Genomic DNA, 15063 nt, shown 5'->3' with positions numbered 1-15063 from the left:
CGGCTAACTCCACCGCAGCAGAATCGTGCTCAAGGGTGGAAGTACGAGGTTCAAGGAAAAGGGGCGCCCGTGGGATGGAACCTCTTCGGCCTGCAGAGCGCCGCCATTCCCAAGATTGCCGCCGCCGTAGATCTCCGCATCGGTGTTGAGAATCTCATGCCAGTGCCCTGCTCTCGGCACCCCGATGCGATAGGCCATTCTCGGAACGGGGGTCATATTGCTGACGGCAAGGATGATCGAACTCCCATCCTGCGCCAACCTCAGCATGGCAAAGACCGAATTCCCGGAATCATCCACAACCGCCCACTCGAAGCCGCTAGGATCACTGTCGGTTCCATGGAGAGCCTGCTCGGCAGCATAGGTGCGGTTGAGATCTCGTACGAGCCTCTGAATTCCAGAGTGCCGCAGATGGTCCAGCAGATCCCATGAGATCGAAGCATCGTGGTTCCACTCCCGCTCCTGCGCGATCTCACCTCCCATGAAGAGGAGTTTCTTGCCCGGGTGGGCCCACATGTATCCGAAATAGGCTCGGAGATTTGCGAAACGCTGCCACTCGTCACCCGGCATCTTCCGGATCAGCGATCCTTTTCCATGCACGACCTCATCGTGAGACAAGGGAAGGATGAAGCGCTCGGAGAACGCGTAGACCATGCCGAACGTGAAGGCGCCATGGTTGTAGCTCCGGTAGACGGGATCCTGCTCCACGTAGTGGAGCGTGTCGTGCATCCAGCCCATGTTCCACTTGAAGGCAAAGCCAAGCCCGCCCTCCTCAGTCGGCCGGGTCACGCCAGGCCAGGCCGTGGATTCCTCCGCGATCGTGATCGCCCCATGACACCGGTGAGCGACGATGCTGTTCAGGTGCTTGAAGAACTCAATGGCCTCGAGGTTCTCCCTGCCGCCATACTTGTTCGGAATCCACTCGTCCGCTTTCCGGCTGTAGTCGCGGTAGAGCATCGATGCGACGGCATCCACCCGAAGCGCGTCGATGTGGAAGTGCTCCAGCCAGTATAGCGCGCTAGCGATCAGGAAGCCTTTCACCTCGTTGCGGCCGAGGTTATAGATCAGTGTGTTCCAATCCTGGTGAAATCCTTCCCTGGGATCCTCGTGCTCGTAGAGCGCCGTCCCATCGAATTGCGCAAGGCCCCAGATGTCGGTCGGGAAATGAGCCGGGACCCAGTCGAGGATCACACCCAGTCCAGCCTCATGGCAGCGGTTCACGAATTCTGCGAAGTCTTCCGGTGTCCCGTACCGTCCGGTGGGGGCGAAGAGGCCGAGCGGCTGATAGCCCCAGGAACCTCCGAACGGATATTCCGTGATTGGCAATAGCTCAATGTGAGTGAACCCCAGCCCCGAGACATAAGGGATCAGGCGATCCGCCAGTTCGGTCCAGTCGAGGCTACGGTTTCCTTCCTTCTCCAGCCGCATCCAGGAGCCGGCATGGACCTCGTAGACCGAGATGGGCGAGGTCTCCGTCTGGCGCGCGGCTCTTCCAGTCATCCACTCGGAATCCGTCCACGGGAAAGGCTCCGACCGGGCTACCACAGATGCCGAGCCGGGAGCAGCCTCGGCAGCACGCGCGATGGGATCGGCTTTCTGCGGCAGCAATTGTCCGTGCGGTCCGACCACCTCATACTTGTAGCGCTCGCCGGGCCCAAGGCGTGGGATGAAAAGTTCCCAGATCCCCGCCTCCCGACGCAGGCGCATGGGATTGCGCCGTCCATCCCAGCTGTTGAAATCTCCCACCACGGAGACGCGTCGGGCATTAGGAGCCCAGACGGCAAAGCGCACGCCGCGCACGCCGTCGATGGTCATGGGCTGTGCCCCGAGCACGGAGCCAAGTTCGTAGTGAGTGCCTTGCCCGATCAGATGCAAGTCGAGATCACCGAGGAGCAGACCAAAGCTGTAGGAATCCTCCAGTTCCTGAATGGCGTCGGGCCAGTGGACCCGCACCGTGTAGGGATCCTGATGGTCGATCCTCCCGGCAAACAGCCCATCTGCATGCACGAGATGGAGCCGGTCAGACTCACCATCCGTCCCACGCCTCAGAACCTCGACGGACTTGGCACCCGGCATGAACACCCGGACAATGCTTCCGCCACCGGCAGGATGCTGACCGAGAACGGAGAACGGATCTCCATGCCGTCCCTCGACCAGAGCCTGAACACTGCCTGACTCGATGCCAGCAAGGAGATCGTCACGTCCGGGCGTCATTCATGTCCTCCGCGGCCCGCTTCTGCAAGGCGATGCACAATGTCGGACAAACCCTGGAGCGGGATCGCCAACCATTTCGGGCGATTGGAGGCCTCATACTGGACCTCGTAGGTGGCCTTCTCCAGCAGGAACAGATCAAGAAGTGAACGATGCCTGTCAGGTGAGAGCCCAAGCTGTGGGGCCTGAGCAGTAGCATCCCAGTAGGCATCCAGGAAAGCCTTCTGGGCTCCCGCGTAGAAGTTCTTGAGCAGCGATCCCCGGATGTCGCGAAACTGTGGAGACGAGATATCCTCCTCAGGTATCGATGCGGTGACGGCCACGTAGTCCAGAGAGCGCAGCAATCCGGCCACGTCCCGGAGCGGGCTTGTCTTTCCGCGCCTTTCCTCCAGCTCGCGCACGGGCTCGCCTTCGAAATCGATGATGTAGGCATCACCCTGCGCGACAAGAACCTGGCCGAAGTGGAAGTCGCCATGGATCCGCGTCAGCAGCGTCCCGCGGCCTGACTCCGCAAGCCGGTCGACCGCCGCGATCAGCTCGTCGCGCCGCTCAAGGATGCTATCGGCGAGCGCACCGGTCTCGGGATCCAGATCGCCTCGGGCCGCATTCAGGATATCGAGAGCGGACACGAGTTGCTCCTGAGCCCTCGTTTTCCAGCCTTCGATTTCACCAGCGCCGGCCTCGATCGGCGCAAAGGCCTGATCATCCGTCTGTGCGGCCAGAGCCACATGCAATTCGCCGAGGCGCTGTCCCACGACTTCGGCGAAATTCTCGAGGGTGGTGAAGATCCCCTCCTCCGGAACCGCTTCGTTCTCGATCAACTCATACTCGTCGAGGGTGCGCTTCAGGTTCTCAAGCATCCAGTTCCAGGCATCGCCCTGGTTGCGGATGGCGCCTTGAACGATGGCGAGAGTGTGAGGTGTTCCATTCCCGGACACTCGCAGGACCTCTCCGAGGAGCGGGGCAGAATTCTGATACCCGACCTTCGTCAGGTATTGCGTCATCTCCGCTTCCGGGTGGGTGCCGCCAAACACGCGGCGCACGAGCTTGATCATGGCGAAATCGCCGATGATCAGAGAACTGTTCGATTGCTCGGCCGAGAGCCAGCGGATCGGAGCATCCTGCGTGACCTGCATGCAGTCGAGTTCGGGAGTGCCTTCGAACCGGATCTCCCCGTCCGGCGTCTGCACCGTGGACCTCTCGCACAGGGCCTGCAAGACCGCGTGCGCCCATCGGTCAACCGCAAAGCCATCGGTCAGGAAGCCCACTCGGGGTCCTCTGCGGACTCGGGCTAGGGCAAGCTGCTGTGGCAGGGGCAACCCGCCGGCGCTTTCCCATGCAATGCCGAGAGGCATGAAGTAGCGCTCCGTGCGCTTGCCGACACTCGCCTCGATCTCGGCCATCAGGACATCCTCGGCGAACGGCATCGGCACCGTCCACGGGATGCGCGCCTCGTGCAGGGTCTCGTTCTTGGAGGCAAACCAGCGCCGTATCGGCAGATAGCTGGGCAGGATATCCTGTGTGATCAGCTGCTTGTGCCGCTCATCCAGACCTCCCTGCAGGCCGCTTCGCAGAACCAGGGTTTCGAACTCCGTCAGCTGCTCCGGAGGTGCCGTCCTCCATTGCGGGCTCTCGACTTCCGTCGTGAGCTGGAACCAATAGAAGCCGTAAGGCGGAAGAGTCAGCAGGTAGGTCAATTGACCAATCGGCGGGAAGGGCGATGGGCCGGTCATCTCGACCGGGACCCGGCCGGCAAAGGCCGACAGATCGAGCTCGACGGCCTGCGGGGTGCGCGACAGGTTCGCGACGCACAGGATCGTCTCACCCTCATGCTCGCGCAGGTATGCCAGGACCTTGCGGTTGGCCGGATACAGAAGCCTGAACGTGCCCCGGCCAAAAGCGTGATGATTGCGGCGGAGCATCAGCATGCGTCGCATCCAGTTCAGTAGCGAATGCTGGTCGCGACTCTGCGCCTCAACGTTGACGGACTCGAAACCATAGACCGGATCCATGATCGCCGGGAGCACGAGGCTCGCAGGATCCGCCCTGGAAAATCCGCCGTTGCGGTCGGGCGACCATTGCATGGGCGTGCGAACGCCGTCTCGATCTCCGAGATAGATGTTGTCGCCCATGCCGATCTCGTCACCATAATAGACGACGGGTGTTCCGGGCATGGACAGGAGGAGCGCATTCATCAGCTCGATGCGCCGACGGTCACGCTGCATGAGGGGCGCCAGCCTGCGACGGATGCCGAGATTAATGCGGGCACGCCTGTCAGCCGCATAGGTGTTCCAGAGGTAGTCGCGCTCCTCGTCGGTCACCATCTCGAGAGTCAGCTCGTCATGGTTCCGCAGGAAGATCGCCCATTGACAATTTTCAGGAATTTCCGGCGTCTGACGCAGAATATCCGTGATGGGAAAGCGGTCTTCCTTTGCGATGGCCATGTACATGCGCGGCATTAGCGGGAAATGGAATGCCATATGGCATTCGTCGCCATCGCCGAAATACTCCTGCGTATCCTCCGGCCACTGATTGGCTTCCGCCAGCAGAAGCCGGTCTGGATAAGCGGCATCGAGCGCAGCGCGGATCTTCTTGAGAACCACGTGGGTCTCCGGAAGGTTCTCGTTGTTGGTGCCCTCCCGCTCCACGAGATAGGGAATGGCATCAAGGCGCAGCCCGTCGATGCCCATGTCGAGCCAGAACCGCATGACACTCAGAACTTCCTTGAGAACACGCGGATTGTCGAAATTGAGATCCGGCTGATGCGAATAGAAGCGGTGCCAGAAATAGGCCCCTGCCGCCTGATCCCATGTCCAGTTCGATTTCTCCGTATCGAGGAAGATGATCCGGGTCTCCGGGTACTTCTGGTCCGTGTCAGACCAGACATAGAAGTCGCGTTCGCGCGAGCCGGGCTTTGCCTGACGGGCGCGCTGGAACCAGGGATGCTGGTCCGAAGTGTGGTTGATCACCAGTTCGGTGATGACGCGCAACCCCCGGGCATGGGCTTCGCGGACGAAGGCCTTGAACTCCTTCAGGCTGCCGTAGTCAGGGCTGACATCGCGATACTCGGCGATATCATAGCCGTCATCGAGCCGCGGCGATGGGTAAAAGGGCAGCAGCCAAATCGTATTGACGCCAAGCGAAGCGATGTAGTCCAGCTTGGCGAGAAGCCCTGCGAAGTCGCCGATGCCGTCATTGTTGGCATCGAAGAACGACTTCACATGCAGCTGGTAAATGATCGCATCCTTGTACCAGAGCGGATCGGTTCCAAGGGAGGTATCGCTCTTGAGGGACGTGTCGTTCTTCTTGAGCATTCTCAACGGTCCTTAGGGGCAATGCGCCAGATCGAGAAAGGAAGCTCGCCCGGATCGCAGCGGATGCGCTGGTACTTGCCCGACCAGGTGAAGCGGTGTTGACGCACGAGATCCTCGACGTCCAGAGACCCGTGATCCGGAAGGCCGAACTTCCAGAGAGGCAACTCCACATCGGCTTCCTGCACGTTGTGGGGATCGAGGCTAACGGCCACGAGAAGAACGTTCTCACGCCCGGGGGTCGCCTTCTCGTAGAAGAGGATGTTGTCGTTCCAGGCATCTAGGAACGAGACATTGAGGTGAGAGTGCAGGGCCGGATTGTCGCGCCGGATCCGGTTCAGGATCGAGATTTCTCGGATGATGTTGCCGGGTCTGTCCCAGTCCCAGGCGCGGATTTCATACTTCTCGCTGTCTGCGTATTCCTTCTTCTTGACGTCCGGCCGCCCCTCGCAAAGCTCGAAGCCGCTATACATCCCCCACAGCCCGGAAAGCGTCGTCGCAAGCGCCGCGCGGATCAGGTAGGAGGATCGAGGGGCATTCTGCAGAAAATCCGGGTTGATATCGGGCGTGTTCACGAAGAAATGCGGCCGAAAGAAATCTTTTGGCGCAGTCTGCGAGAGTTCGGTCAGGTACTCCGCCATTTCCCACTTCTCATTACGCCATGTGAAGTAGGTGTAGGATTGTGAGAAGCCGATCTTGGCGAGCCTGTACATGATCTTCGGCCGTGTGAAGGCTTCCGAGAGGAAGGCCACGTCCGGGTGATCACGACGTACTTCACCGATCAGCCATTCCCAGAAGGGAAATGGCTTCGTATGGGGATTGTCGATCCGGAAGAGCTTCACGCCCTGCTCGACCCAGAGCAGAATGGTGTCACGCAGCTCAAGCCACAGGGACGGCATCGCACCCTTGGCGTAGAAGTCGACGTTGACGATGTCCTCGTACTTCTTGGGAGGGTTCTCGGCGTACTTGATCGTCCCGTCCGGCCGCCAGTCGAACCAGTCCGGATGCTCCTTCAGCCAAGGGTGGTCCGGGGAGGCCTGAACCGCGATGTCCAGTGCCAGCTCCAGGCCATGTTCGGCTGCAGACGCGACGAGACGCCGAAAGTCCTCGAAGGTGCCGAGCTCGGGATGAATAGCGTCATGACCGCCCACCTCTGAACCGATAGCGTATGGGCTTCCTGGATCGTCCGGACCTGCGTTAAGGCTGTTGTTGCGTCCTTTTCGATGCGTTCGACCGATCGGGTGGATCGGCGTCATGTAGAGAACGTCGAACCCCATATCGCGGATATAGGGAAGCTTTCGGATGACATCGTCGAACGTGCCGTGACGATGGGGATCGTCGCTCATTGAGCGCGGGAACAGCTCGTACCAACTCGCGAACCCCGCCGCCGTTCGTTCGGCATCGACGGGGATCGCCCGGGAGCGCATCATGAATGGCCGCCGGTCTGCAATCGTCATGATCTCCGACGTCTCTGGAGCCAAGAGGATCTCGAGCCGCGCGTCGTAATCCGCCTCCACGAGCCTCGCGGCCAGAGCGTGCACACGATCGGCGATGTCTCCTTTGGCTTCAACCCTCGCCTCTTCGACGAGGAGGCGCCCCTCCTCCAGCTCCAGGGTCACGTCGAGACCAGCGGCGTATTTCTTCTCCAGCTCCGAGCGGAAGATCGCAAAGGGGTCACGCCAAGCCAGAACAGCGAACTCATGCCGGCCCAGCCGCTCCAATGGGAATTCCGCACTCCAGCGATCATTGACCAGGAGCGCCATGCGGGTTTCACGCCACTGCTCCTCGTCGACGGCCCTCCAGGCCAAAGCGACTGCGAGGGGGTCGTGACCATCGCCGAAGATGTCGGCTTCAACGCGAACCACTTCGCCGACGATCCGCTTGACCGGGAACTCGCCACCATCGACCGCAGGCGTGATATTCTCGATGACGAGCCGAGGCGCTACGATGGCCTGCTCGACAGCCGGTACCGACACTGCCCCTCGGATCGGCATCGGGGGATGCCCTTCGAGGATCCGGACCTCGCCTGGAGCAAGTCTGACCGTCGTTGCCGGCGTGAGTTCAAGGCCACCCTCGCCCACTTCGCGAAACGGCATGAATTGGGCTCCGCTCTCGGACACCAGGAACGCACCTGTCGCCTGGGCGGTTCGACGGAGATCGGCATTGGCAATGATCAGGCGGGCTGCCTTGCTCTGCCGCACATCCTCTGCATCGCTCCTCAGCAAAGCAGTCACGTGGGACGCCTGCCCCACGACGAGATGCACAGGCTTGCGAGCGAAGTGCTCATCATTGCGAGCAAGCAAGCGGTTCGCTGCGCGGACCTCTCCCGTGAGGTCAAAGCTGCCCCGTTCTTGCAATCCTCTCAGCCCCGCTCCATTGCCGCGGGCCGGATCGAACCGGTCCCGGCAGCCGAACTCGAAGCCCATGGGAACGAGAAGGCCGTCACCGACGGACGCAGACAGTCGCAATGCGCGGGTTGCGCGCCGCTCCAGCACATCCAGAGGTTCCACCTCATGAGTGATCCGCTTAGCGAAGGGAACCTCCGGAAAGGCGATTTCGTAGCCGATGCTTCTCAGCTGCTCGTGCTCGTCAGCGATCCAGCTTTCCTTCAGGTCCCACCAGCACAGCGAAGAAAATGTCCCGTTGAAACCGGCGCCACGGAGTGCCTGCCTCGCCTGGGCGCTCGTGCCGGGGGTCCAGGCAAGAAAACGTGTCTCGGGAGCGTCCTCTCTGACCTCCGCTATGAACCGCCTCAAAGCGGATGCGGGCACGCCGTCCCAGTGCAGGCAACGGAAGCCGGTGATCCCGGCGGCGGTGAATGCCCGCAGACTGTGGGCCAACATCCTCAGATAGGGATGATCGTCCGGATCGACGCCGGCGAACGGAACGACAAACGCTTCCCGTTCAGCAGGGTCTTGCCGTGGATCGAGAATCTCCTGGCTCAAGGGCGCGAGGCCCAGCTCGCGGGCGAAGACGCTGTCGGCGGCGACCCGGTCGACCACCAGGTCGAGCGCCAGGGCGAGCTTGCGCTCGTCAGCCTTTTCGACGAGCCGCGCGAGAGCCTCGGCCGCCTCTCCATGACCGAGGATCGGGTGAAGCCGGGTCATGTCACGTGGCAGGAAGATGCTGCCGCCATGTCCCGCCTCGAACGGCGGAGCCATCAGGATGGTGTCGAAACCCAAGGCGGCTGCGTGATCGAAGATGTCATCCCAGTTGTCCAAGGGTCCAGCCAGCAGCGGGTGTACGTAGTAAATCCGCGGAGCCTTGCCCTTGCGGCTCACGGCTTTCGTCCGCGCGGTCTGGGAGCTTGCGAGGAGACTGTCTGCTGGTGACACGGTTCGGCCCTGTCGCTGTTCGATTGGATCAACCTGGGACGAGCTCGCCACCGGTACCGGAAAGACCGAATTTTTGACCGGCAGAGCCTCCCTGTCAGAAACAAGCCCCCTTGCCTTTGGTTCCTGTTCCTAGCCAGATCACTCGTGGAACGCCCAGCAGGACACGCACCGCTAGATGCTGTGCAGCGGAAGAGACGAGAGCGACTCTAAGCCGGCGCAACCTCGGAGAAGGGGTACCGTCCATTCTCTGCGTTTGTGGCGATATGCAGTTCCGGGCCCTCTTCAGAAACGTCGCTCAGGCTGGAGAGGAAATGCTCGCACCAGGCTTCGACGGTGTTGGTCCGCAACCGAACCATCATCGAATTCCACCGCTCCCGCCTTTCCTCCAGCGGCATCCGGAGAGCCCGTGCAATCGCTGCAGCGCAAGCTTCCGTATCATACGGATTGACGAGAATGGCGCCATCAAGTTCGTGTGCCGCGCCTGCAAAGCGCGACAGGATCAGGACACCGGGATATTCCGGCTGCTGAGCCGCGACAAACTCCTTTGCAACGAGGTTCATTCCATCGCGCAACGGTGTCACGAGGCCGATCCGAGACATGCGGTACAAGCCCGCAAGGGCAGCGTGCCCTATCGTTCTGTTGACATACCGGACGGGGGTCCAATCGAGTTCACCGAGGCTTCCATTGGTCCACCCCGCCTGCTCTGCTATCTCTCGCTGCATCCGTTGGTACTCGGGAACATCCGAGCGCGACTTCGGCGTGATCTGGATATAGGTAACGCGGTTGCGAAAGTCCGGGTTGGATTTGATGAAGCAGGAGAACGCCTCGATTCTTTGCTTCAATCCTTTCGAGTAGTCGAGCCGGTCCACTCCGATGATCAGATCCCGGTCTCCCATGCTTGCCCTGGTTCGGCGCACGAGAGCATTCTGCTCGGCACCGGCAGCCGCCCGGGCAAAGCCTTCCGTATCGATCCCGACCGGGAACGCGCCGATCCTAACCTTATGGCCGTCGATCTGATGCTCCCCGGCCCCGGTCGAGGATCCGATATTCTCGCGGATCAGACAGCGCTGAAAGTTCTCCGCGTCCTGCGGCGTGTGAAAGCCGACCAGATCATAGGCGCCGAAGCCTTGAAGAAGCGGCTGATAGGCCGGCAGGGCGCTGGCCACGTCGGACGGCGGCCATGGGATATGCAGGAAGAAGCCGATCCGGTTCTTGAACCCCAGCCGCCGGAGCTCCGCTGCCAAGGGGATGAAATGGTAATCATGAACCCAGATGACGTCATCGGGCCGCAGTAATGGCGCCAGAGAGGCCGCGAAGGACCGGTTTACCCGGAAATATCCATCGAGCTCCTGCCGCTCAATCTGCATGAGATCGAGCCTGTAGTGACAGACCGGCCATAAGGCACGGTTAGCGAAGCCCGCATAATATTCGTCGTAATCCTGCTGGGAGAGATCCATGACCGCGAAGGTAATGTTGCCGGCCTGCGTAACCTTCGGCTCATTGGAGGGGTTTTCGATAGTCTCGCCGGACCAGCCGAACCAGAGGCCGCCGCTGCGCTTCAGCGCTCCCTCAAGCGCGACCGTCAGCCCGCCCGCCTTGCTTGTACCATCCTTGGGCACAGGAACCCGGTTCGAGACTACGACCAGACGCTGCTGAGGCGTCGAGGAAGGTTGCTTCCTACTCCACCGTGCCCGGGGCGACCGCTTGGCTTTTTTGAGGGATAGATCCGGCGCCTCGAGCTGGGTCTCAAATGGAGACGGAACTGCCCGATCCGGTACTTCTCGCGTAATATTTGGGATATCGGCCATGGTCTGACCTTGAACGAATGGTGAAGGTTAAACCTTTCGACCTAGAGGCAGTTCCCAACGTTCTGAAATAAGCTGTGGAGCCCTCACATCTTCCCGATATAAGCTTGGCCTCAAGGAAAACTTGCCCTTAACTGCGACGAGGCGTCACGCTCTCTAGGTGATTTGATAACTATTGTTGAGTATCATTCTGAAGTTGCTATCGGTTCAGGAAAAGGTTTCCGACAAAATACAGGCGAGGTTGCTTCTTGCTTGATAATTGAAGATTAGGGGTTGCCTGTGGAGAGTTTCGATCAAAGCTTATTGCCCTCCCCCGCTCATCGTGATGACGCGGACTCCATCTATGCGGCGAGCGAGACGGCACAGCCGACAAGGGGCACCGAGACGGAAGCGCTTCAACAGGCGATTCTAGCAAAGCTGACCTATGACGTCGGCACGAACCCGGCTCATGCGACCGACCATGACTGGTTCACCGCGACGGCCTTGGCGGTGCGCGACCGCGCCATGGATCGCTGGATGGTGTCCAAGGGGCAAAACCAGGCGGGTCACAAGCATGTCTGCTATTTCTCCCTTGAATTCCTGATCGGGCGGCTCCTGTCCGACACCCTGAACAATCTCCGCCTGACCGATTGCGTAAGGGACGCGCTTGCCGGGCTCGGTGTCGATCTGGATCGCATCCGGGTAATCGAGCCGGACGCCGCCCTTGGGAACGGTGGCCTCGGCCGGCTCGCGGCCTGCTTCATGGAGAGCATGGCCAGCCTCGAGGTTCCGGCCTACGGCTATGGGATCCGCTACGAGCACGGCCTGTTCCGCCAGGGTCTTCACGATGGATGGCAGCAGGAGTTTCCTGAAGACTGGCTCGTCCGTGGAAATCCATGGGAGTTTGAACGGTCGGATCTGGTCTATCGGGTGCAGTTTGGCGGCCGCGTGGAAGAGTTGCCCACATCGGACAGGCGAGCAGGCTTTGTCTGGAGGCCTTCTGAGACGGTTCAGGCCATTGCCTTCGATACACCGGTCGTTGGCTGGCGCGGACGCCATGTCAACACCCTGAGGCTGTGGTCGGCACGGGCCGCAGAGCCGCTGCGGCTCGATGCTTTTAATTCAGGTGATCACGTCGGTGCCCTGGCCGACCGGGCTCGGGCCGAGGCGATCTCCCGCGTGCTTTACCCCGGCGACGAGACGGAGGCAGGCCGGGAATTGCGCCTGCGCCAGGAATTCTTCTTCACGTCGGCTTCCCTGCAAGACCTGTTGGCCCGTCACATCCGGCTGCATGGGGATCTCCACACCCTGCCGGATCACGCGGCGATTCAGCTCAACGATACTCACCCAGCTCTCGCCGTGGCGGAGCTGATGCGCCTCCTGGTCGATGAGCATAATCTTGCGTGGGAAGACGCCTGGGCGATCACGACCAGGACGCTGAATTACACAAACCATACCCTCATGCCGGAGGCTCTTGAGCGCTGGCCGGTGTCGTTGATGGAGCGGCTTCTCCCGCGGCATCTCCAGATCATCTACCATATCAACTGGCTGCACTTGGAGCCTCTGATCCGCCGGTCGGCCGATGTCGAGCTCATTAAGGCTGTCTCGGTGATTGACGAGAGCCAGGGCCGGTATGTGCGCATGGGCCATTTGGCGTTCATTGGTGCCCACAAGGTCAACGGCGTGTCGGCGCTCCATACCGACCTCATGCGCCAGACCGTGTTCCGAGATCTGCACGCTCTCTATCCGGGCCGCATCGTCAACAAGACGAACGGCATTACCTTCCGCCGATGGCTTCATCAGGCCAATCCGCAATTGACGCAGCTCCTGACGCGGGAATTGGGCGAGGGGGTTCTGGATGATCCGGGAACGTTGATTAAACTCGAGAGGCTGGCTGACGACAGCGCCTTCCAGGACCGCTTCAGGAAACAGCGCAAAGCATCGAAAGTCGACCTGGCCAAGGTTGTGGCTGAGCGGACAGGGGTGCAGATCGACCCGAGTGCCCTGTTCGATGTCCATATCAAGCGCATCCACGAGTATAAGCGCCAGTTACTCAACATCCTGGAAGTGATTGCGCTCTACGACGCTATCCAGTCCGAGCCCGAGCGGGACTGGGTGCCGCGTGTCAAGATCTTTGCGGGCAAAGCCGCAGCCAGCTATCATCGTGCAAAGCTGATCATCAAGCTCGCCAACGATGTTGCAAAGATCATCAATTCCGACCCTGCCATATCCGGCCGCCTGAAGGTGGTTTTTCTTCCCAATTACAATGTCAGTCTGGCTGAGGCGATCATTCCTGCAGCAGACCTGTCCGAACAGATCTCGACGGCCGGCATGGAAGCCTCTGGCACCGGCAACATGAAGCTCGCCCTGAACGGCGCCCTCACTATCGGCACCCTTGACGGAGCGAACATCGAGATCCGGGAATGTGTCGGGGCCGACAACATCTTCATCTTCGGAATGACAGCCGATGAGGTGGAGACGCACCGCAAAGCTGGAATGCATCGTGATCGGGCAGCGTGGTCGCCTCGGTTCGAGAGGGCGATCAACCTGATTACAGCCGGGACCTTCTCGCCGGATGATCCTCACCGGTTTGACTCCCTGATGCATGCCCTTTCGTCCGATGATGCATTCATGGTGGCTGCAGACTTTGACTCGTACTGGGCAACCCAGCGGCGAGTCGATGAGATGTGGCAGGAGCCTTCCGCGTGGGGCCGCTCTAGCGTGCTGAACACAGCGAGGGTCGGCTGGTTCTCGTCCGATCGCACGATCCGTGAATATGCCGATGAAATCTGGAAGGTTTCTGTCTAACGACAGCCAGGCATGGAACTTTGATCCTGATCCCACTTTAAAGGACTCCAACACTCGTCAAAGGACGAAGATGTTGACTGGTAGCCTCATGGAGCCTGCCATGATCCATAAGTTTGAAGTCGGCCAATCCGTTGTTCCCGCAAACCCTCTGCGACCGAGCCGGAACACGTACGTTGTCGTGAGGCAGCTCCCCCTCACCTCCTATGAGCCTCAATACTGGGTCCAGGGCGTAAGAAACGGAGTGGATTGCATCGTGTGCGAATCCCAAATCGAAGCCGCTGACGATCACCAGCCACGCCTGTGGTTCGCAGCTCTGGGAGCGCTGGAAACGAGAGCTCACTCCAGAGAAACCTCATAACGGCAGGCGATTTCCCAGCGCGTATCCATAAGCCTGCGAAAAGACTCTGTTGCCCCTTCTCGACCAGCGAGCTCTCTGCCCACCGGCTCGCGGTGGAACAGAGCTTGCAGGTCCGAGTTGCCGATGGAGCCGATCTGACCAGAGGAACCAGTCATGGGGAAGTCATTGAAGGCAGGCGGCAAGGTCTCTTGGGACTCATCGGGAGGGTACAGCACGGGGAAGGTCGTGAAAAAGCAGACCAGCCCAACGCAGATCAAGGGTCATAAAGTTGCGGCCTCAAAGGAAGATCCGCAATACATCGTGCAGAGCGACAAGTGGGGAAAGCTCGCGGCCCACAAACCGGACGCACTCAAGAAAGCGTGAGCCGAACCTCAGCTAACCGCTGTGGAGAGATTCCCCATTGACCGAGGAGACAACCGGCCGAGACGAATTGGAGATCTCCGCCTCAACCGACCTGGAATGCGTCAGAAACTGTTGTTCGTGCGGCTTGCCGCCTCGATGTCGTCCCGAGTTGAGAAGCGGTGTTCTCTAGAGACCGACCGAGGTGCAGGGCGCCATGCCTGCGTGTCTATGGGACGCCGATTGGATCCGGCATGCCAAAGCCGTGCGTGAGAAGCCTCGGATGTACGCCGGCCCAGCATCCATCCCAATGCACAGCCAAGCGCTCCTATGAGGAGTACGGCAGCGACCGGATGCTGCTGCAGGGGACGGCCTATGGTTTCAGCCCCTTGCCGGTAGTAGCGCTCGGCCTCGGGCACATAGCGCCTGCCCTGCTCCAGGTAGGTTCGGCTTCGCTGGTAGAAGTCACGGGCAGTATCGGCAGCCTGTCTGGCTGTTGACTGGAGGATGGTTGACGATTGCTCCTCAATCCCCTGCCCTGGCGGCACAGGTACCTCGTTCAGTGCATCGGGCTCGCATTCCGCCGCAACACTCTTCGAGGCTGATGTGGTCCAGGCCGGTGGATCGCTTGCAGGAAAGCTGTCATCGACTGCGTCATCCACATGTCGCTGCTGGATCGGTTTAGGCTCGTTCTGCGCATCCACAGGGCGTCTCTGATCGATCTTTTCATCGGGCATTCGGAGCCTCCATCAGCTTCAAAAAGCAATGGCGCTCAGGATAAATGGTTCCGAACGGCTATATCCCCAATGACAAGCCGACCAAGTACGGGGAAAGCCCGGCTTGGCCGGGCTTCTTGCCGGCTACAGCCCGGCGATGTTGATGTACTTGATCTCGAGAAAGCCCTCGATGCCGTACTTGGA

At 60.4% G+C, this 15063-nt stretch carries 7 protein-coding genes; 2 read left to right on the top strand and 5 right to left on the bottom strand.

The features are described 5' to 3' along the window. Positions 1 to 3: 3 nt before the first annotated feature. The 4 genes from glgB to otsA form a co-directional block, all read right to left on the bottom strand. Positions 4 to 2211, bottom strand: a complete 2208-nt coding sequence (gene glgB, locus VB618_RS08415; RefSeq protein ID WP_329796168.1) for a 1,4-alpha-glucan branching protein GlgB — start codon at positions 2209 to 2211, stop codon at positions 4 to 6. Continuing rightward, a complete protein-coding gene (gene treS / locus VB618_RS08410) occupies positions 2208 to 5522 on the bottom strand; it encodes a maltose alpha-D-glucosyltransferase (RefSeq protein WP_329796167.1) in 3315 nt (1104 codons plus the stop codon). Before treS ends, glgB begins: the two co-directional genes overlap by 4 nt. A gap of 2 nt (positions 5523 to 5524) precedes the next feature. Next, positions 5525 to 8773 (bottom strand): maltotransferase domain-containing protein, encoded by a 3249-nt coding sequence (locus VB618_RS08405; protein WP_442931738.1) that lies wholly within the window; start codon positions 8771 to 8773, stop codon positions 5525 to 5527. Between the two features lie 287 nt (positions 8774 to 9060). Further along, the gene (gene otsA, locus VB618_RS08400; protein ID WP_329796508.1) at positions 9061 to 10500 is read right to left on the bottom strand and encodes an alpha,alpha-trehalose-phosphate synthase (UDP-forming); all 1440 of its coding nucleotides are present in this window, start codon (positions 10498 to 10500) and stop codon (positions 9061 to 9063) included. A gap of 438 nt (positions 10501 to 10938) precedes the next feature. Between otsA and VB618_RS08395 the strand changes: the two genes are divergently transcribed. Together VB618_RS08395 and VB618_RS08390 are read left to right on the top strand one after the other, a co-directional pair. Continuing rightward, complete coding sequence (locus VB618_RS08395; RefSeq protein ID WP_442931715.1) at positions 10939 to 13446, top strand: glycogen/starch/alpha-glucan phosphorylase; 2508 nt, start codon at positions 10939 to 10941, stop codon at positions 13444 to 13446. A 511-nt stretch (positions 13447 to 13957) separates the two neighbouring features. Further along, positions 13958 to 14167 (top strand): DUF2945 domain-containing protein, encoded by a 210-nt coding sequence (locus VB618_RS08390; protein ID WP_329796166.1) that lies wholly within the window; start codon positions 13958 to 13960, stop codon positions 14165 to 14167. A 101-nt stretch (positions 14168 to 14268) separates the two neighbouring features. Here VB618_RS08390 and VB618_RS08385 read toward each other — a convergent pair whose 3' ends face one another. Then, complete coding sequence (locus VB618_RS08385; protein WP_329796165.1) at positions 14269 to 14880, bottom strand: hypothetical protein; 612 nt, start codon at positions 14878 to 14880, stop codon at positions 14269 to 14271. Between the last annotated feature and the right edge of the window lie 183 nt (positions 14881 to 15063).

Source organism: Microvirga sp. CF3062, from assembly GCF_036314045.1.
Taxonomy (GTDB): domain Bacteria; phylum Pseudomonadota; class Alphaproteobacteria; order Rhizobiales; family Beijerinckiaceae; genus Microvirga.
This window is presented reverse-complemented; position numbering and strand designations above follow the sequence as displayed.